Here is a 19,218-nt window from a genome sequence, read left to right as displayed (position 1 = left end):
ACTCTGCCGACCCTCAGGGTGCTCCGAATCGGAAGGAGACCGTCGTGACGGAACGTGTCGAGGCGGCGAGCGGGCTCGACCGCGGCGCGGCGGTGACCCGGTCGATGCTCGGCTGGGGAGTGGTCGCCGGGCCGTTCTACCTGGTGTTCGGGGGCATCCTCGCCGCCGCCCGACCGGATTTCGATCTCTCCCGGGATGCGCTGAGCATCCTTTTGCTCGGTGATGCCGGGTGGCTGCAGGGGCTCAACCTCGTGCTGGCCGGCCTGATGACGATCGTCGCGGCGATCGGGTTGGCGCGCACGCCCGGCTGGTCGACCGTCGCCGCGGTGCTCGTCGGCGTCTACGGCCTGGGGCTCGTGCTCAGCGCCTTCGCCGCGCCCGACCGGCCGGGGAGCGGGGCGGGCACCGTGGCCGGCATCCTGCATCTCGCCTTCGGCGGCCTCGGCTTCGTGGCCCTGTCGGTCGCCGCCATCATGGCCTCCGCGTGGTTCCGCCGACGGGGTTCGGCGGGTGCGCCGTGGTCGCTCGTCGCCGGGATCGTGACCCTCGTGGCGTTCGTCGCCGGAGGCGCGCTCTCGGCCGGGCCGGCGGGCGTCGCGCTGCTGTGGCTCGCCGTGCTGGTGGGCTGGGGGTGGCTCGCGGCCACCTGCATCTCGGCCTACCGGGCGGTGCCGCATCCGCTCTACGAGCGCCGCTAACCGGGCGGTGCCGCATCCGCTCTACGAGCGCCGCTAGGAGGGCGATCGTCGGGAGGGATGCGCGGCCCCGAGCGGTGACCGCCCGAGGCCGCCCCGTTGCCGAGCATCGGGTCGGCCGCCGTCAGGATGGGGATCAGAACGGCGGCCGACAGTCATCGTAGGCAGACCGCCGGCGGGGATCGGCTCGGGCGCCGCCCCCTTCACCCGTCAATTCACCCGCTCGCCCGGTCGTCCCCGGCGGTGCGTCGGATGCGGCGGCGGGGATGCCTGCCTTGCGCCCACGCGCCGGCGCAGGCGAGGGCGCGCCCGCCAGCCCCGCCGGTCAGCGGTCGACGGGCTTGGGCGGCCGGCGACGGGGGGCCGCCGACCGGGGCGGGGTCGCCCGCAGGTGGTCGCGCACCCGCCCCAGCGACTCGCCCAGCGCATCCACGTCGGCCGCTCCCAGCGGCGCGAAGAACATCTGCTGCAGCAGTTCGATGTGCCCCGGGAAGACCCTGGCCAGCACGGCCCGCCCGGCCTCGGTGATCGTCACGGTGACGCTGCGCTCGTCGTCGACCGAGGGGGCGCGGGTCACGAGTCCGGCGGTCTCGAGCAGACCGGCCTGGTGGGTGAGCCCGCTGCGGCTGTAGACGACCCCGTCGGCGAGGTCGGTCATCCGCCGACTGCCCGCGGGGGAGTCGCCGAGGGTCGCCAGCAACTGGAACTGCACGTAGCTCAGCCCGCCGGCCTCGCGCAATTGCCCCTCGACGGCGTGCCGGATCAGGCTGCTCACCTCGATCAGCGAGAAGTACGCGCTGAGCTGGGCCGGGTCGAGGGAGGGCGGTGTCGTGTCGTCTGGCATTTCCCCATCCTACTTGCTTCGACATCGAAGCACTGATATGGTCTCATTATTGCTTCGACATCGAAGCATTCGGATCGTCGAAGGGGCGACCCGAACCGGCACCACCAGCTCAGAAGAAGGCGAACGCCATGAAGGCAGTACGGTTCCACGAAGTCGGCGCACCCGAGGTCCTCACGGTCGAAGAGGTCGAACTACCCGTCCCCGGAGCGGGCGAGGTGCGACTGCGCGTCGCGGCCTCGGCGTTCAACCCGGCCGACAACGGGATGCGGGCGGGCACCCTGCCCATCCCGATCTCCCTCCCGCACACCCCCGGCTACGACGTCTCGGGCACGGTCGACCTCGTCGGCCCCTCGGTCGGCGGCCCGGTCGGCCCGTCGGTCGGCGGCCCGGTCGGCGCGCCCGTCGGCGACGGTGCCGAATCGCCCCTCGCGGTCGGCGACGCGGTGATCGGCTTCCTCCCGATGACGGGCGACGGCGGTGCCGCCGAGTACGTCATCGCCCCGGTCGACGTGCTCGTCGCCGCACCCACGAGCATCCCGCTCGAAGACGCGGCGGCGCTGCCCTCGGTCGCGCTGACCGCCTGGCAGGCGCTCTTCGACGACGGGGGGCTCCGGGCCGGCCAGCGCGTGCTGATCGTCGGGGCCGGTGGCACCGTCGGACTCCACGCGGTGCAGCTCGCCCACGACGCCGGCGCCGTGGTGATCGCCACGGCGAGCCCGCGCAGCCGCGCGGCCGTCGCCGCGGCGGGAGCCGACCAGGTCATCGACCACACGACGACGGCGCTCGGCGACGCCCTGACCGAGCCGGTCGACGTGCTTCTCAACCTCGCGCCGATCGACCCGGCCGAGTTCGAGGCCCTCGTCGGCCACGTGCGCGACGGCGGTGTCGTGGTGAGCACGACGGCGTGGATGGCGGCACCGGACGACGCCTCGCGCGACATCCGCAGCACCGTCGTCTTCGTGCGCAGCGACGCTGCCCAGCTCGCGCACCTGGTGTCGCTTGTCGACAACGGGGTGCTGCGGGTCGAGGTGGCCGAGCGGGTCTCGCTCGAGGGGCTCCGGGCCGTGCACGAGCGCTCGGCGGCCGGCACTCTGCGCGGGAAGGTGATCGTGCTGCCGGCCCTCTAGGGGGAGGCGCTTCCGAACGGAATGAAAAAGGGGGGTGTCGAGTGCACAGTGCACTCGCACCCCCCTTCTCTCATTCCGAACGGACGGGAGCGGACGCGACCGGCCGCCTCAGACCACGCGCTGCGCCGGCGAGACCGTCTTCGCGGGGTCGCGCTCGGCGACCGAGCCGATGATCTCGTCGATCCGCGCGAGCACGTCGGCGTCGAGCGTCACGCCCGAGGCCTGCGCGTTCGACGCGACCTGCTCGGGCCGCGAGGCGCCGATGATGGCGCCGGCGACGTTCTCGTTCGAGAGCACCCAGGCCACGGCGAGCTGCGCGAGCGTCAGGTCGAGCGACGACGCGATCGGCTCGAACTGCTGCACCCGCTGCAGGATGTCGTCGGTCAGGAACGCCTTGACCGTGTCGGCCCCGCCCTTCTCGTCGGTGGCCCGCGAGCCCTCGGGCAGCGGCTGGCCCGGCTTGTACTTGCCGGTCAGCACGCCCTGCGCCACCGGCGACCAGACGATCTGCGAGATGCCGAGCTCCTTCGAGGTGGGCACGACCTGCTCCTCGATCACACGCCAGAGCATCGAGTACTGCGGCTGGTTCGACACCAGCTGGAACCCGAGCGAGCGGGCGAGATCGTGCCCGGCCCGCAGCTGCTCGGCGTTCCACTCGCTGACGCCGATGTACAGCGCCTTGCCCTGGCGCACGACATCGGCGAAGGCCTGCATCGTCTCCTCGAGCGGCGTCTCGTAGTCGTAGCGGTGGGCCTGGTACAGGTCGACGTAGTCGGTGCCGAGCCGGCCGAGCGATCCGTCGATCGACTCGAGGATGTGCTTGCGCGAGAGTCCGGTGTCGTTGTGGCCTTTGGGCCCGGTGGGCCAGTAGACCTTCGTGAAGATCTCGAGCGACTCGCGCCGCTCGCCCTTCAGCGCGTCGCCCAGCACCTGCTCGGCGACGGTGTTCGCGTAGGCGTCGGCCGTGTCGAAGGTCGAGATGCCCGCGTCGAGCGCCGCGCGCACGCACTGCGTGGCGATGTCGTTCTCGACCTGGGAGCCGTGGGTGAGCCAGTTGCCGTAGATGATCTCGGAGATCTTGAGTCCGCTGTTGCCGAGGTGTCGAAACTTCATACTGCGAAACTACTCCCCGATCATGCGAGCGCACCGTGTCTAGACTCGACCGGATGAGCGATGACGTGACCTTGGCCTATTCCGCGCGCGCGGCCGAGTACACGGCCCGATTCGGGTCGATGGATGCGGTGCATCCGCACGACCGGGCGATCGTCGGCGGCTGGGCCGACGCGATCGCGGCGACCACCGCCGCGGGCTCCCGCCGCCCCGCAGTCGTGGACGCCGGCAGCGGCCCGGGCCAGTGGACCTCCTTCCTCGCCTCACGAGGGCTCGACGCCCGCGGCATCGACCGCGTGCCCGAGTTCGTCGACCGCGCCCGCGCCGAGTACCCCGGCCTGCGCTTCGACCTCGGCCCCCTCGAGGCGCTCCCGGTCGCCGCCGGCTCGCTCGACGGGGTGCTCGCCTGGTACTCGCTCATCCACCATCACCCCGACACGATCGACGCGGCCCTGCGCGAGTTCGGCCGCGCGCTCGGGCCCGGCGGCCATCTGCTCGTCGGCTTCTTCGAGTGGCCGGTGCTCGAGGAGTTCCCGCACGCCGTGCTCCCCGCCTACCGGTGGCCGGTCGACGAGCTCGCCGAGCGGCTCACCCGCGCCGGGTTCGAGGTCGTCGAGTCGCAGGTGCGCCGCACGACCGGCGAGCGACCGCAGGCCTCGCTCAGCGCGCGCATCGGCGAGCTGCAGCTCGTCGGCGGCCGCGAGAAGCGCGAGCTCGTGCTCGAGGAGTACGACCCGGCCTGGGCGACCGCCGCCGACGAGCATCGTCGCCGCATCCGCCGTGCCGTCGGCGACACCGCCCGCCTCGTCGAGCACATCGGCTCGACCTCGGTGCCCGGGCTCGCCGCGAAGCCCATCATCGACCTGCTCGTCACGGTCGACGACACAGCCGCCGAGGGCGGCTATCTGGATGCGCTGATCGCCGCCGGCTACGAGCTGCGGGTGCGCGAGCCCGGTCATCGGATGCTCCGCACGCCCGAGCGGGACGTGCACCTCCACGTCCGGCCCGCGGGCGACGCGGCGGTGGAGGACTACCTCCTCTTCCGCGACCGGCTGCGGTCGGATGCGGAGGATCGCGCCCTCTACGAGTCGACCAAGCGATCGCTCATCGCGCGCGACTGGGCCGACATGAACGAGTACGCCGACGCCAAGACGGCGGTGGTCACGGGCATCCTCGCCCGCGCGCGAGCCGAGCGGGGCTAGAGCCCGAGCGGGCCCAGCTCTCGTGTCGTGCGGGAGCCGCGAGGATCAGCGCCTGAACCACCCGCGCTTCCGCCGATAGAACGGCGGGATGTCCTTCAGCGCGTGCCCGGCGCGGGCCTCGACGAACTGCACGTCGACGGGGGCGCTCATCGAATAGGTCACCAGGGCCCGGGCGAGCTCCGGGTTCAGGGCGTCCCGGGCGCCCACGTCGCCGACGACGACGAGGTAGTAGCTCGCGTCCGGCTTCCCCTCGGCCGACCCGTCGGCCTCGGGGGTGACCTTCCAGCCCAGCACGGCCTCGTCGACCTCGGGATGCCGCCCGAAGAGGTCCGAGAGCGCGTCGAGCATCCCCGGGGGGACGTGCGCGGGCCGGCCGACCAGGATCCGCGTCGACTCCGTCACGACCCGGGGAGTCAGTGTCGCGGCACCGTCGAGCAGCTGCCCGATCTCCCCGGGCAGGAAGGTCTTGCCGTAGGGGGAGTGCGGGTTGAGCACGAGGGTGGCGCCGCGGGTCATGTCCCAGAAGACGCGGCACGGCATCCCGAGGAAGGCTCGCTCGAACGTCGGCACCGCCGTGAGCGTCTCGCGCAGCCGGTCTTCGGACGTGTAGAAGGGCAGCACGGATGCGCCGTCCTGCCCGAGCAGGTTCGCCAGATTCGCCCGACCGTCGTCGGTCGCGGTGCCCGGCACCAGCACGGTGGCGTCGAGGAGGGCGTCGAGGAAGGCCGGTGCCGCTGCCGGATCGTTCGCGGCCGCGACGAGCAGGCTCTCGAGATGCGCGGACGCGGACGGCGAGGGCGGGGTGGGTGCCGGCTGCTGGGGGTCGGTCATCCTCCGAGCGTATCCGGGCGGCGGGGCACAGCGGGGGCGGCGGGTGGAGTGGGCGCGTGACGCGTTCTGGGGGTGTTTGTGGGCGGACGGAGTGTTCGCTCGGACTATACGCTTGGGGGGAATCAGGACTCGACGACCCGCTGCAGCGTTCACGCCGGCGGTCGTCCGGATGCGGGGGGAACGCACAGATGCCGAGAACGACCATGGGCCGGCTGGCTCTCGTAGCCGGGGCGATCGTCGGGGCCATCGCGCTTCCGATCGGGGCGGTGGCGCCGGCCGGAGCCGTCGTCGTGAGTGATGCACCGGCTGCTGCCGCTGCGGCCGCCGCCGCCGTCGGCCCCGACGCCCCGGGCGCCCCTGGAGACACGGAAGCCACCGCTCTCTCCGCCGCCGTCGACGCCTCGAACGGCACCGACAGCGCCGGGATCGCCGATCTGCTGGGCCGGGGCGGCGTCATCGCCCCGTCGCTCCTCGCGCTCGCCGAGGCTTCCGGAGCCACGTCGACCGAGGCTGCCGAACAAGCGGCGGGCTTCACCGCCTCGGGCCCGGGCTCGGTGCCGACCGACGACCAGGGCCGCGTCGCCGTGTCGGTGCGGTTCTCCTCGGCCGCCGCGCAGCAGGCCGCGGTGCCCACGCTGCAGGCGCTCGGCTCGATCCGCTCGGTGACCACCAGCATCCCGACCGTGGTCGCGTACCTGCCGACCGCATCCTTCGACGCCGCCGCCGCGCTCGACGGCGTCGTCTCGGTCGCCGCGGTCACCCGGCCGCGTCACTCCGCCTCCGCCGAGTCCGCCTCCGCCGAGTCCGCCGCACTCGCCGCCACCGCGTCTGCGCCCGCCGTCGGCAGTGCCGCCACGACAGCCGCCGCACCCGCAACCTGCCGCACCATCCCGGTCAACTCGGCTGCCCCGCTCCGCGCCGACATCGCGCGCGCCGCCTTCGGGGTCGACGGCACCGGCGTGACCGTCGGCATCCTCTCGAACTCGTTCAACGCACTCGGTCCGCAGAACAGCGCGGTCACCGATGAAGCCCAGGACATCGCCCTCGGATCCCTTCCGGGCCCCGGCAACCCCTGCGGCTACACCACCCCCGTGACGGTGCTGGCCGACGACACCCCCGCCGACGACGAAGGCCGGGCGATGGCTCAGACCGTGCACGGCATCGCGCCGGGCGCCCAACTGCTCTTCGCGGCGGCCGGCTACACCGAGGCCGAGTACGCCGACCGCATCCAGCTGCTCGCCGACAACGGCGCCCGCGTGATCGTCGACGACGACGTGCTGGGTTCCGAGCCGTGGTTCCAGCAGGGCGTGGTCGCGCAGAAGATCGAGGCGCTCCGGGCGCAGGGAGTGCTGTACTTCTCGGCGGCTCAGAACGAGACCAGCATCGGCCGCGCCGGCGCCTGGGAGAATCGGCCCATCGGCTCCTGGGAGGCGGATGCCTACTCGCCCACGACCTGCCCAGCTGCCGTCACCACCTGGCTTCAGAATGCGCAGGCGGGTTTCGCCGTCGACTGCAACGACTTCGGAGGCGGGAGCACCTCGGGGGCGAGTCGCGCCGAACTCGGCCTGTCGATCTTCGTCGATAAGGGGTCCTTCCCCGTTTCGGTGCAGTGGGCCGAACCGGTCGACGGTGTGCAGACCAGGTACCTGCCATTCGTCCTGGCCGAGGTGCCTGCGCCGGTGGGGCCGGATGGCCAGCCGACCGGTCCAGGAACGTGGAAGGTCATCTCCTCGCTCGAAGAGGTCGACGCGTCCTTGCCGGCCATGGATGCGGTGCTCACGTTCGATCAGCCCGTGCAGGGTGCAGCGCGGATCGTGCTCGCCCGGGTGCTCTCCGACGGGGGTCCGTCTCAGACGGAGACTCCGCGCTTCACGATGATCTACCAGTTCGACGACGACGGAGTGCTCGAGCTCGATCGGCCGACTGCGCCCACTGGCGTGAGCATCGGGGCGACGATCTTCGGTCACCCGTCTGACCCGTCGGTCTTCACCGTGGCTGCCACATCGGCGCTCGCGCCCACAGTGATGGAACCGTACTCGGGAATCGGTCCGGTGCAGTACCGTTTCGGTCCCGTGCGTGCCGACGGCGTCCGCGCCGAGCCCCTCGTCGATCCCCGTCCGCACCCCAAGCCCGACATCACCTCGGTCGACAACCCGCAGACGACGTTCTTCAACCAGGAGACGACCACCGGGGCCTACTACTTCGGAGGCACCTCCGCCGCGGCCCCCAACGCGGCCGGTGTCGCGGCCGTCGCTCTGCAGCGCTCGCCGCAGAGCTCGGGCGACGAGGTCCGCTCGGCGTTCGTGCGCACGGCCACGCCGGTCCCGGCCCAGGCCTGGGACTACGGTCGCAGCACCGAGAACTGGCAGGGCGCCGGCATGATCGACGCCTACGCCGTGCTCGCGGCGCTGCCCGCCGCCCCGACGCCCGTGGTTCCGGCGGGCAACTCGACGCGCCTGGCCGACACGGGGGCGCCGTTCGCCGGCGAGCTCGTGCTCGGGGCGCTGGCAGCGGCCACCCTCCTGGGCGGCCTCCTCCTGCGCCGCCGACGAGTCGCGACGGGCGCGGCGGACGGGCGCGACTGACGGGGTTCCGGATCGGGGGTCGCGGAATCTACACCTGTGCGGCCCCCGTGGAACCCCATTGGGGTGGGAGGTTTCTCCGCATACGGTGAGAGCGCGCGTTCGCGCACGCACGCCCATCCCTACACCGGTGAAGGAACCTCTGTGAAACTCCTGCCCTCCGCGAGACGCTCTGTCGCGTCCCGCCTTGCGATGATCGGCACCGCCGCCGTCATCGTCGTCGCCCCCGTCCTGATCACCACTACCGCCGCCAGCGCCGACGCGGGTTTCGACGTGACCACGCCGTCGCAGGGGCAGCTCAACGTCCCCGAGTACCTGCCGAACACCGCGCAGTTCGCGGGCGTCGGACTCTCCGACGGCAACCACGTCGACGTGCAGTACCTCACCGGCGCCGGCACGCAGCACACCGCCATCTACGGCGGCAACCTGCGCAACGCCGACGGCAGCTGGACCGCGACCGCGAACTTCGACCTCCTCGGCGTCGGCCAGACACAGGTCGTGAGCACCGTGCAGGAGGTCGCTGCCGACGGCACCGTCCTGCAGTCGCGTCCCCTGACCTTCTCCCTTCAGGTCGCCCCGAACCCGGCGAACCCGTTCGAGGTCACCTACCCCGGAGTCACCGAGACGGTCGACTCGACCACCCCGACCTTCACCGGCACCGGTGAGCCCGGGGCCGAGATCGTCATCACCTACGGCGCCCGCAGCCTGACCACCGCTGAGGCGGGCCGGGGCATCGTCGGCGCTGACGGCACGTTCTCGATCGACACCGACTTCAGCCGCCTCGAGCCCGGTGCGGGCACGGAGGCCACCGGCGGAGTCGGAGCCACCTTCACCCAGACGCTGAACGGCGAGCCGGTTCCCGGTTTCGGACCCCTCTCGGTTCTGTTCTACTTCGCCGAGGCTCCCGTCGCGCTCATCCCGGTCACGCTCACGATCGACCCCTCCTCGCTGACGCTGTCCGATGTCACGAACCCCGAGGAGGGCGTCACCGTCTCCGCGACCGGCTTCAGCCCCAACGAGGGCCTGACCTTCGCGCTCACCGGCCCCGACGGCCAGGCGGTCGAACTCGACGCGAGCGGCCTGTTCGCCGACGACGAGGACGGCAGCTTCGCCGGCCCCCTGACCCTGTCAGGCGACATCCTCGTCGGCGACTACTCGCTCACCGTCTCGGGCGACCGCAGCGGCCGCACCGTGACCGCCGTGTTCACGGTCGTCGCCGATCCGGCGACGCCGGTCACCCCGGTGGCTCCGGTGAACCCGGGCACCGGCACCACCACGACGGGCGCCGGCGGCGCGCGTCTGGCGGCCACGGGTGTCGAGGCCGCACCCCTCGGGATGCTGGCCGGCGGTCTGGTCCTGGGCGGTCTCGCCGTGGCCCTCATCCGCCGTCGCGCCACGGTCTGATCTGATCACCTGCGGCGCGCGCCGGCCGACCGTCGCGCGCCGCCCCCTCGATGAGGCCGTCCGCCCGGGCGGCCTCATCCTCGTTTCCGCACGGCACATCCCCGGCGCAACCCCGTGCCGCGCGGCGCGAGCCGGACTAGCATCGGGCGCATCCATCAGGTGCATCAGGAGCCCCACGGCCCAACGGCCTCGCCGACAGCCCTGCACCGACCACAGCCCCGCACCGACCACCGCCCCCGAACACCCACCGCCTCGACGAGGAGACACCCCATGACCGATCACCCGTACTTCGGCCTCGAGCTGCTCTACCTGGGGCTGCTCGGCCTGGCCTCCATCGGCATCGTCTGGGTGTCGGTGATCGTGGTGCTGCGGCTGTTCCGCGGCCAGCGCTAGACGCCGACACCCCACTCCGCCGTCCAGCGGCCGCCCGGCTCGATCCAGGCGAGGCCCTCCCCGGTGCGGAGGGCGTTCGGCGGTGCCGACATCGGCTCGATCGCCAGGGCGGGCCGGGCGCCCCGGTCGCCGACGAAGTCCGTCGCCAGATACACCTGCACCCAGCCGAACCGCCGATCCGCCCACATCCGCACCCCGGAACCGTCCGGAGCCGTGAGGCGGTGCACGACCCGGCCGTTCCGCTCCTGGAGCGCCGTGTAGCCCGAGTGCGGATCGATCTCGGCCACGACCCGACCGCTCCGCAGGTCCCAGCGGGTGCCGTCGACCGGGCGCTCGCCCCGCGGGATCCAGCCCGCGTCGAGCACGAGCGCGCGGTCGGCCTCGATCGTCAGCACCAGCGACTCCACCGGGTTCTCGCCCACGCAGAGATACGGATGCGCACCGAGCGCGAACGGCGCCGGGCCCGCCGAGCGGTTCCGTACCTCGTGCGTCACGGTCACCCCTCCCGCGTCGAGCACGTACCGCGTGGTCAGCTCCAGGTGGAACGGGTATTCGTCACCCGGCCTGAGCTCCGTCTGCAGCGTGACCGAGTCGTCGCTCCGAGCCGTCACGTCCCAGTCCCGCTCGAGCAGCAGCCCGTGGTTCGAGTGGCCGTTCGCGGGGTCGGTGAGCGGCAGCATCCGCTCGACGCCGTCGTGGGTCCAGCGCGCCCCCTCGACCCGGTTCGGCCAGGGGGCCAGGATGGCGCCGGCCGCGCCGGGGGCCGGGTGGGTCGACGCAGTCGGCTCCACGAGGTCGACGTCGTCGACCCTGAGCAGCCGGAGGGCCGCGGCCCGCCGGGAGACGACCGCGTCGATGCGTCTCCCGGCGTGCCGCGCGCTCAGCCGTTCGAGAGCGGCTCCCGTCATCCGGTCACGACCTGCCACGGCCCGTTCGGATCACCCGGCTGCTGGTTGCGCGTCCACCAGGCGGCGGTGTACTCCGTGCCGTCGTGGACGACCACGTCGCCGGCGACGAAGATCCGCGACGGGGTCCAGACCGTCAGCCCGTCGGCCTCCTCGACCTGCTGCCACGGCCCGTTCGGGTCTCCGGGCGTCTGGCCCTGCGTCCACCAGGCCGAGAGCCACTCCGACCCGTCGTAGGAGACGGCGGTGGCCTGGTCGTACACGGTGTCCGGGTTCCAGGCGGGCGCCGGCGGGTCGGTCGGCGCGGGCTGCGCGACGAGGGAGAGGGAGTCGATCGTCAGGGACTGGCCGGCTGCCGTGCTTCCCGCCTCGATCGAGATCGTGGCGGTGCCGGCGGAGAGGGCGATGTCGCCGAGCGAGACGTCGGTCCACCCGGTGGTGGCCGCGGGCAGGTCGAGGCTGTAGTGCTCGCCGGCCGCGCCGGTGATCACCACCCGGGCGTGGTCGAGCCCGGCGGTCGAGGTGACCTTCGCCGCGAAGCGGTAGGTGCCTGCCGCGACCTCGTTCTGCTGCTGCACCGAGCCGGAGAACGCGCCGGCCGCGCCCAGGCGCAGGGCGAAGCGCGACTGGTCGGCACCGGGCGAGACGTTGCTCACGAAGGTCGCGGCCTGGTTGCCGGCATCCGGAACGGTCGTCCAACCGGTGATCGTGCTCGTGGTCACCCGGTCGGCGGCGAAGTCGGGGTTGAGCACGGCGTTGTTCTGAGGCCCAGGGCGCCATTCGCCGGTCACCGCGTTCAGCTCCCAGTTGCTCAGGGAGTGGAACTGCAGGTCTCCGTCGGCGGAGGCCGTGATCGGCAGCCACTGGTTGTAGCCCGTGCCGTTCCAGGCGAACTCGGCCCAGCGGTCGCCGGCGTAGAGCACGGTGTCCTGCTTCGTGCCGTGCACGGTGACGAAGAAGCCGGTCTGGGTGACGTGGCTGTAGTCCTTCTCGGTGCCGGGCAGCACGTACTCGGCTCCGTAGGAGCCCTGGATGTCGCTACCGGTCGATTCGACGACGTAGTTCACCGAGGTGTTCCAGCCGTGCAGGTCCGACGCGGCCATGTAGTAGGTGTCGCCGAGCCGGAACATCGCGTTGCCCTCGCGGCCGGCGGGGTTGCTGCTGATGCGGGTGGCCGGCTCGATCGAGAGCGAGTCCGAGGGTGCGATGCGGCTGACGTAGCCGCCGGCGCGGCCGCGCGAGTTCGAGAAGACCAGGTAGTCGGAGCCGTCGTCGTCGGTGAACACGGTCTGATCGCCGGTGCCCCGGGTGGGCGACCCGGCGATCTGGGTCTGCAGGTTGGCGTAGGCGAAGTCGCCGGTCGGGGTGTCGGCCTGCAGGAACAGCACGCTGTAGACGTTGGCGGCGTTCGGGTCGCTGTCGTTCATCTGGGAGACGATCACGAACTTGCCGGTGTTCTCGTTGTACGAGACGCCGAGCCGGCCCACCCAGGCGGCGTCGCCGAGGGTCTTCAGGCGCGAGAAGTAGGTGCCGGCCGATTCCGGGATGGACAGGGCCGTGTCGCGGGTGGCGACGTCGTTCTCGAAGGTCCAGTTCACGAGGTCCTTGGAGGAGTAGACCGGGATCGAGCTGAAGGTCGCGTTCTTGTAGAGCTGCGACGGGCTCTGCCGGTACGGATCGGCCTCCTGGTAGTGCACGCCGTACCAGTAGTAGGTGTCGCCGAAGCGGAAGATGCCGCCGCCCTGCGACGAGATGGGGTTTCCGTCGGTGTCGGTCCAGAAGCTGTCGTTGGTGATCGACTCGAAGCTGCCCGCCGAGAGTGTCTCGAGGGCGCCCGCCGCCTCGAGCAGCGCGTTCTTCGCCGCGACGATCTGCTGCCCGGTGGCGCCGGTGTCGCCGCGCACGCTCTGGGCGCTGCTCACGGCAGCGGCGAACGGGGCCCAGGATGCGGGGGTATAGTCGCCGGGAACCCGGGTGAGGTAGTCGTCGACCAGGGCGCCGAGGCCCCCGGCGTCGTCGGCCGCCGGTGCCGCGGCCTCTGCGGGTGCCGATGCCGGTGCCGCTGCGTCCGCCGGTGCGGGTGTCGCTGCCTCAGCCGGTGCGGCGGATGCGGACAGGGCCGGCATCGCGACCAGCAGCGCGCCGGTGACGGCCAGCGCCGTGAGAGTGGAGGCGAGTCGGCTCGTCCTCCAGGGTGTTCGTGCGGTCATCGTCGCTTCTCCTCTACCTCGTCGTAGCCGGTCCCCGAACGGGGGTACTCCAGGGTCTCGGGCCGAGGGCGGGTGCCTCCATAGCGGATCCGGCGGAACGCCTGGACGATCCGCTGATGGCCTCGCAGGTCGGCCCGGGCGGGTGGGCCAGGCGGGTCCGGGCGTCGATTCGTCCAGGGGCTTCGGGCTGCACGACATTCCGGTGGCCGCCCGCGAGGGCCACGATTGTGTGGTGGACCACTTCAGCACGCCCGGCGCACCGCAGCGCCTCCGGCTCTCCGACACCCCTGCCCGCTCCCGGATCTCCTCCCTCCGGATGGGCGACGACGCCCCCGGCGACGCGATCCGCGTGCGCGAGAGCCATCTCGAACGAGGTGGCCGCCCCTGGTTCCCCGTGGCCGGCGAGTACCACTTCGCCCGCACCGATCCGGACCGCTGGCACGACGATCTCGCCGCGCTCCGCAGCAACGGCATCACCCTGGTCTCCACCTACGTGATCTGGATCCTGCACCAGGAGCTGCCCGGCGAGGTGAGCTGGCAGGGCGCGCTCGACCTCCGGCGCTTCGTCGAGGAGGCCAGGGACGTCGGTCTCGAGGTCGTGCTGCGGATCGGACCCTGGGTGCACGCCGAGGCCCGCAACGGCGGCTTCCCGGACTGGGTGCAGCAGGCCGACGTCATGCACCGCACCGACGACCCCGGCTACCTCGACCTGGTGCGACCGTGGATCGGCGCGATCGCCGACGAACTCCACGGGCTGTTCCGCAGCGACCGCGATCCGGCCGCCCCGATCGTGGCCATCCAGGTGGAGAACGAGCTCTACGACCAGCCCGGGCACCTGACCACCCTGCGCCGGATGGCGGAGGACGCCGGCATGAGCGCCCCGCTGTGGACGGCGACGGGCTGGGGCGGAGCCGAGCTGCCCGCGGACGAGTTCCTCCCCGTCTACGCCGGCTACGTCGACGGCTTCTGGGAGGACGCCGACGCCGGCTGGCCGGCGAACTACGCGATGCACTTCCGCTTCACCGCCGAGCGCGACGACCTGGGCGTGGGCGCCGACGTGCGCGCCGCCGGTTCCGGTGCCGCCGGCTCAGTCACCGCCGGCGTCGACATCGACGGCACCGACATCGACGGCGCCGGTACCGACGGCAGCAAGACGGCGGATGCCGGGCTCGTGCCCTACGCCACCTGCGAGCTCGGCGGCGGCATGCCGGCCGCGTACCACCGCAGGCCGCTCGTCGAACCCGACGACGTCGCCGCCGTCGCACTGGCCAAGATCGCCGGAGGCTCGGTCTTCCAGGGCTACTACATGTACCACGGGGGAGTGCAGGTTCTCGGCGAGCGGTCGACGACCCAGGAGTCCCAGGCCACCGGCTACCCCAACGACCTGCCCGTGCGCGACTACGACTTCGCGGCGCCGTTCGGCTCGTTCGGTCAGCGCCGCCGGCACGCGGATCTGCTGCGACTGCAGCACCTGTTCCTGCAGACGACCGCGCGCGAGCTCGCCCCCCTGGCTCCGACCTTCGCCGACGGCGAGCTGCGGGTGGCCTTCCGCGCCGACGGCGAGCAGGGGTTCGCGTTCGTGTCGACCTACCAGCCCGCCGTCGCCCCGTTGCCCGGGGCGGTGCTGCAGCTCGAACTGACGATGGGCGATCACGAGGTCGTGCTGCCCACGGAACCGGTGTCGGTGCCGTCCGGCGCCTCCTTCGTCTGGCCGGTGCGGCGGGCCCTGCCCGACGGGAGCCGCTTCTCGGCGACGGCCCAGCTGGTGACCGAGGTCGAGCTCGACGGCGTGCCGACCGTGGTGCTGTTCCCGACCGCGGGGCTGCCGGTGGAGATCCTCCACGAGACCATCGCCGGGGGGACCGAGCGCCGGATCGTGGCCCCCTCCGTCGACGACGTCGTCGATCTCGGCGGTGCCCGGCTCCTGGTCGTGGACGCGGACACGGCCGAGATCCTCTGGCAGGGGCGGATCGACGGGGAGGAGTACCTCGTGCTCAGCTCGGCCGACGTCGCCTTCTACGACGGGCTGACCGTGCGCGCCGGCGATGACCGGGTGCAGTTCTCGACGCTGCCGGCACTGCCCCGGGTCGGCGCCGGGGTGCGGTCGACGGGCTCCGCCGACGGGCTCTTCACGACCTACCTGCTCGATCCGGTGTCCGACGCGACCGACGGAGCCGGCGGCACCGCGGTCGAGATCGTCGAGGAGCGCGCCGCCCGCGGCACCGCCCCCATCCGCCACGGCGGCAGCGCCGACCGGCTCTCGGCCCCGCTCGACGGCGACTTCGACCTCGCCGCCCGCTATCGCATCCGCCTTCCCCGCCCGGCCGCCGGCGCGCAGCCGGGCGATCGGGTGGTGCTGGAGCTCGACTGGGTCGGCGACGTGGGGCGGGCCTTCCATGACGGGATGCTCGTGTCCGACCAGTTCTGGACCGGCCGCACCTGGGAGCTGGACGTGACCGGGCTGACCGGCGAGCTCGAGCTCGCGCTGCTCCCGTGGAGCCCGGAGAGCGCCGTGCATCTCGACGCCCAGGTGCGGCCCCGCGCCGACCGCGAGCGACTGGCCGTGCACGGGGCCCGGGTGCACCGCAGCCGCCTCGTCCGCGTGACCGGCTGAGCGCACCGCGCATCCGACGACGCCCACCACGAACCGCACGACGAAGGGCCCGGCTCCACGGAGCCGGGCCCTTCGACGGTGCCGCCCCTACTTGCCGGTGACGGTGAACCCCTGCTCGTTGCCGTAGTCGACCAGCGACTTCTGCCACTGCTGCAGGCCCGGATTCAGGTCGGAGCCGCTCGCGTAGGCCTGACCGACCGAGTCGGCGAAGATGGTCTGCGCGTAGGTCTGGAAGGGCAGGTACTGCCAGCCGTCCGGAACCGTGGCCGCCGCATCCAGGAGCACCTTGTTGACCTTCTGGCCGCCGAAGTAGTCCGAGGTCGCATCGGCGAACTCGGGGGCGCTCAGCGCGGCGACGGTCGACGGGAAGCTGCCGGAGTCCTGGAGGATCGTGACGCCCTCGGGGGTGTCGTTCATCCACTTCACGAAGGCTGCGGCGAGGGCCGGGTTCTTCGACTGCTTGATGACGCCCTGGGCGCTGCCGCCGAAGTTCGCCGAGGCGGCGGTGCCGTCATAGGTCGGCATCGGTGCGGCCTGCCAGTCGCCCGAACCCTCCGGGGCGGCCGACTCGAGCAGGCTCGGCATCCAGGCGCCGCTGATCAGCGCCGCGATCTGCCCGTTGCCGAGCTGCTTGTACCAGTCGTCGGTGTACGAGGGCGTGGGGGAGAGCAGCTTCTTCTCGACCAGGTCGTTCCAGACCTTGGTCCACTTGAGGGTGCCCTCGTCCTGCAGGTCGATCGTCACGTTCGTGCCGTCGACCTGGTAGGGGTGGCCGCCGGCCTGCCAGATCATGCTGCTGGTGAAGTAGCCGTCGCCGCCGTCGGAGGTGAGGTACTGGTTCGGGTCGGCCGCGTGCAGGGTGGCGGCGGCCGTGGCGAACTCGTCCCAGGTCGTCGGCACGCTGATGCCGTACTGGTCGAAGACGCGCTTGTTGTAGAACATGGCCATGGGGCCCGAGTCCTCGGGGAGCCCGTAGACCTTGTCCCCGCTCGCGACGGCGCTCCACGAACCCGGGATGTAGTCGTCCTTCAGGTCGCCGAAGCCGTAGCCCGAGAGGTCGACCAGGTTGTCGGCCAGGTAGAACTGCGGCATCGCCGTGTACTCGATCTGAGCGACGTCCGGAGCCCCGGTGCCGGCCTTGATCGCGTTCGTGATCTTGGTGTACTCGTCGACGCCGCTGCCGGCGTTGACGTAGTTGACCGTCACGTTCGGGTACTTGGCCTCGAAGGCCTTCGCCTTCGCCTCGGAGGCGGGGGCCCAGGCCCAGTAGGTGATCTCGCCGCCCTTCTCGAGTGCGGAGTCGATGTCGGCGGCCGAGCCGGCGGCGGCGCCCGTGCCAGCACCTCCGGGCGAGCAGGCCGCGAGGCCGGCGCCGATGAGTGCGGTGGTCAGTGCGACCGCTGCGATCTTGGTGCTGCGTTTCACAGGTATCACTTCCTTGTGTCTGGTGTGGTTGCGGGTTCGGGTCGGGAGAGCGGAAGGGGCTACGACTTGACGCTTCCGGCGGCGAGGCCGGACTGCCAGTAGCGCTGGAGCAGGAGGAACACGGCCACCAGCGGGATGATCGCGATCAGCGATCCCGTGATGATCAGGTTCTGGATCGGGTCGGCGTTCGTGCCCGTCGACTGCGCGTTCCACTGGGCCAGGCCCAGGGTCAGCGGGTACCACTGCGGGTCGCTCAGCATGATCAGGGGCAGGAAGTAGTTGTTCCAGGTCGTCACGATCGAGAACAGCAGCACGGTCACGAGTCCCGGCGCGAGCAGGCGCAGCGAGACGGTGAAGAAGGTGCGGAACTCGCCCGCCCCGTCGATCCGCGCGGCCTCGAGGATCTCGCTCGGGACGGCGTCGGTCGCGTAGGTCCACATCAGGTACAGCCCGAACGGGCTGACCAGCGACGGGATGATGATCGCCCAGGGCGTGTTCACCAGACCGACCGAGCTGAAGAGAAGGAAGGTCGGCAGGGCCAGGGCGGTCCCCGGGATGGCGACGGCGCCGAGCACCACCGCGAACACCGCGTTGCGGCCCCGGAAGCGGAATTTGGCGATGCCGTAGCCGGCGAGGGCCGACAGGATCGTCGCACCGCCGGCCGAGACGACCACATAGAGGATCGTGTTGAGGAACCAGCGGGAGTAGATGCCGCCGTTGTAGGTGAAGACGTCGCCGATGTTCTGGAAGAGGTTGAAGCTCGAGCCGAACGAGAGCCCGAACGAGGTGAAGAAGTCGTCCTGCGACTTCGTGGCGTTGATCACCAGGTAGGCCAGCGGCACCAGCGTGTAGAGCACCAGCACCACCATGACGATGGTGAGGCTGATCGACGAGCGGGGAGCGAGCCGGGAGCGCCGGCGCTCGATGGGGGCGGCGGTCATCGGAGTTCCTTTCGGGTTCCCCGCAGCTGCACCACGTAGGCGATCACCGCGGTGATCAGCCCCATCACGATCGCGATCGTCGCCGAGTAGTTGTACTGCTGGCCGGTGAACGCGAGGTTGTAGGCGTAGAGGTTGGGGGTGAAGGTGCTGGTGATGGCATTCGGGGCGATCGGTTTCAGCAGGTTCGGTTCGTTGAACAGCTGGAAGCTGCCGATGATCGAGAAGATCGTCGTGATCACCAGGGCCCCGCGGAGGGCGGGAAGCTTGATCGACAGGATGGTGCGGAACGCCCCGGCGCCGTCGAGCGAGGCCGCCTCGTAGAGCTCGGTGGGCACCGTCCGCAGCGCCGCGTAGAAGATCACCATGTTGTAGCCCGCGAACTCCCAGACCGCGATGTTCGCGATCGAGCTGAGCACCCAGTCCGGCGTCAGCGGCGTGAAGATCTGCGCGCCGAGGAAGGTGTTGATCGAGCCGACCAGCCCGAACCGCGGGCCGTAGATGAAGCCCCAGATCAGCACCGCGACGACGCCGGGCACCGCGTAGGGGAGGAAGAGGAGGATGCGGTAGAACCCGGGTGCGCGCAGCCGGCCGCTGTCGATCGCGAGAGCTGCGACCAGCGAGAAGATCAGCATGATCGGCACCTGGATGATCATGAAGGCGATGACCCGCAGCACCCCGCCCCAGAAATCGGGGTCGGTGAGCGCCTGGCCGTAGTTGGCGAGGCCGACGAAGCTCGACCCTCCCACGAGCTGGTCGCGGAACAGGCTGAGGTAGATGGCGTAGACGACCGGAGCGAGGATCGCGACGACGAAGAACACCAGGAACGGGATCACGAAGCCCCACCCGCTGGAGATCAGCGGGCCCTTCCGGCGCGGACGCACCGGGTGCTGTGATCCGCTGGCGACAATGGCAGCCATGAGATGAACACTCCCTTG

The 19,218-nt window shown here is 71.5% G+C and carries 15 protein-coding genes; 7 read left to right on the top strand and 8 right to left on the bottom strand.

Annotated elements, in window-relative coordinates:
- Window positions 1-44: 44 nt before the first annotated feature.
- Window positions 45-698, top strand: coding sequence for a DUF998 domain-containing protein (locus tag AC59HU_RS04275; RefSeq protein WP_497222113.1), 654 nt, complete (start codon window positions 45-47; stop codon window positions 696-698).
- 322 nt (window positions 699-1,020) lie between these two features.
- Here AC59HU_RS04275 and AC59HU_RS04270 read toward each other — a convergent pair whose 3' ends face one another.
- Window positions 1,021-1,539 (bottom strand): MarR family winged helix-turn-helix transcriptional regulator, encoded by a 519-nt coding sequence (locus tag AC59HU_RS04270; protein WP_497222112.1) that lies wholly within the window; start codon window positions 1,537-1,539, stop codon window positions 1,021-1,023.
- 128 nt (window positions 1,540-1,667) lie between these two features.
- Between AC59HU_RS04270 and AC59HU_RS04265 the strand changes: the two genes are divergently transcribed.
- Window positions 1,668-2,666 (top strand): NADP-dependent oxidoreductase, encoded by a 999-nt coding sequence (locus AC59HU_RS04265; RefSeq protein ID WP_497222111.1) that lies wholly within the window; start codon window positions 1,668-1,670, stop codon window positions 2,664-2,666.
- Between the two features lie 108 nt (window positions 2,667-2,774).
- On the opposite strand, the gene AC59HU_RS04260 is transcribed toward AC59HU_RS04265, so the two are convergent.
- A complete protein-coding gene (locus tag AC59HU_RS04260; protein WP_497222110.1) occupies window positions 2,775-3,779 on the bottom strand; it encodes an aldo/keto reductase family protein in 1,005 nt (334 codons plus the stop codon).
- A 53-nt stretch (window positions 3,780-3,832) separates the two neighbouring features.
- Here AC59HU_RS04260 and AC59HU_RS04255 point away from each other — a divergent pair, with 53 nt between their 5' ends.
- Entirely contained in the window at window positions 3,833-4,978 is a 1,146-nt protein-coding gene (locus AC59HU_RS04255; protein WP_497222109.1) for a GrpB family protein, read from the top strand.
- Between the two features lie 45 nt (window positions 4,979-5,023).
- On the opposite strand, the gene AC59HU_RS04250 is transcribed toward AC59HU_RS04255, so the two are convergent.
- Window positions 5,024-5,809 (bottom strand): enhanced serine sensitivity protein SseB C-terminal domain-containing protein, encoded by a 786-nt coding sequence (locus tag AC59HU_RS04250; RefSeq protein WP_497222108.1) that lies wholly within the window; start codon window positions 5,807-5,809, stop codon window positions 5,024-5,026.
- A 188-nt stretch (window positions 5,810-5,997) separates the two neighbouring features.
- On the opposite strand from AC59HU_RS04250, the gene AC59HU_RS04245 reads away from it, so the two are divergent.
- The 3 genes from AC59HU_RS04245 to AC59HU_RS04235 all read left to right on the top strand — a co-directional run bounded on the left by AC59HU_RS04245 (window position 5,998) and on the right by AC59HU_RS04235 (window position 10,188).
- A complete protein-coding gene (locus AC59HU_RS04245) occupies window positions 5,998-8,394 on the top strand; it encodes a S8 family serine peptidase (RefSeq protein ID WP_497222107.1) in 2,397 nt (798 codons plus the stop codon).
- 189 nt (window positions 8,395-8,583) lie between these two features.
- Window positions 8,584-9,795: a hypothetical protein gene (locus tag AC59HU_RS04240; protein WP_497222106.1), complete on the top strand. Its 1,212-nt coding sequence runs from the start codon at window positions 8,584-8,586 to the stop codon at window positions 9,793-9,795.
- 270 nt (window positions 9,796-10,065) lie between these two features.
- Window positions 10,066-10,188, top strand: coding sequence for a hypothetical protein (locus tag AC59HU_RS04235; RefSeq protein ID WP_497222105.1), 123 nt, complete (start codon window positions 10,066-10,068; stop codon window positions 10,186-10,188).
- Here AC59HU_RS04235 and AC59HU_RS04230 read toward each other — a convergent pair.
- Together AC59HU_RS04230 and AC59HU_RS04225 are read right to left on the bottom strand one after the other, a co-directional pair.
- Window positions 10,185-11,114, bottom strand: coding sequence for an aldose epimerase family protein (locus AC59HU_RS04230; protein ID WP_497222104.1), 930 nt, complete (start codon window positions 11,112-11,114; stop codon window positions 10,185-10,187). The genes AC59HU_RS04235 and AC59HU_RS04230 overlap by 4 nt on opposite strands.
- On the bottom strand, window positions 11,093-13,303 hold the full coding sequence (locus AC59HU_RS04225; RefSeq protein WP_497222103.1) for a family 43 glycosylhydrolase: 2,211 nt from the start codon (window positions 13,301-13,303) through the stop codon (window positions 11,093-11,095). Before AC59HU_RS04225 ends, AC59HU_RS04230 begins: the two co-directional genes overlap by 22 nt.
- Window positions 13,304-13,535: 232 nt before the next feature.
- Between AC59HU_RS04225 and AC59HU_RS04220 the strand changes: the two genes are divergently transcribed.
- Window positions 13,536-15,917: a beta-galactosidase gene (locus tag AC59HU_RS04220; protein ID WP_497222102.1), complete on the top strand. Its 2,382-nt coding sequence runs from the start codon at window positions 13,536-13,538 to the stop codon at window positions 15,915-15,917.
- Window positions 15,918-16,004: 87 nt separating this feature from the next.
- Here the strand turns inward: AC59HU_RS04220 and AC59HU_RS04215 are convergent, their stop codons facing one another.
- From AC59HU_RS04215 to AC59HU_RS04205, 3 genes are read right to left on the bottom strand one after another with little or no spacing between them, the layout of a single operon-like run.
- Complete coding sequence (locus AC59HU_RS04215) at window positions 16,005-17,342, bottom strand: ABC transporter substrate-binding protein (protein WP_497222101.1); 1,338 nt, start codon at window positions 17,340-17,342, stop codon at window positions 16,005-16,007.
- 59 nt (window positions 17,343-17,401) lie between these two features.
- Window positions 17,402-18,283 carry a carbohydrate ABC transporter permease gene (locus AC59HU_RS04210; protein ID WP_497222100.1) on the bottom strand — a complete coding sequence of 294 codons (882 nt, stop codon included), beginning with the start codon at window positions 18,281-18,283 and terminating at the stop codon, window positions 17,402-17,404.
- Window positions 18,280-19,200, bottom strand: coding sequence for a carbohydrate ABC transporter permease (locus AC59HU_RS04205; protein ID WP_497222099.1), 921 nt, complete (start codon window positions 19,198-19,200; stop codon window positions 18,280-18,282). The genes AC59HU_RS04210 and AC59HU_RS04205 overlap by 4 nt, the downstream gene beginning before the upstream one ends.
- Between the last annotated feature and the right edge of the window lie 18 nt (window positions 19,201-19,218).

It is taken from the genome of Herbiconiux sp. 320_LB, assembly GCF_059691755.1.
Note: the sequence above shows the minus strand (reverse complement) of the source record. Positions and strands in the feature narration are given on the sequence as shown.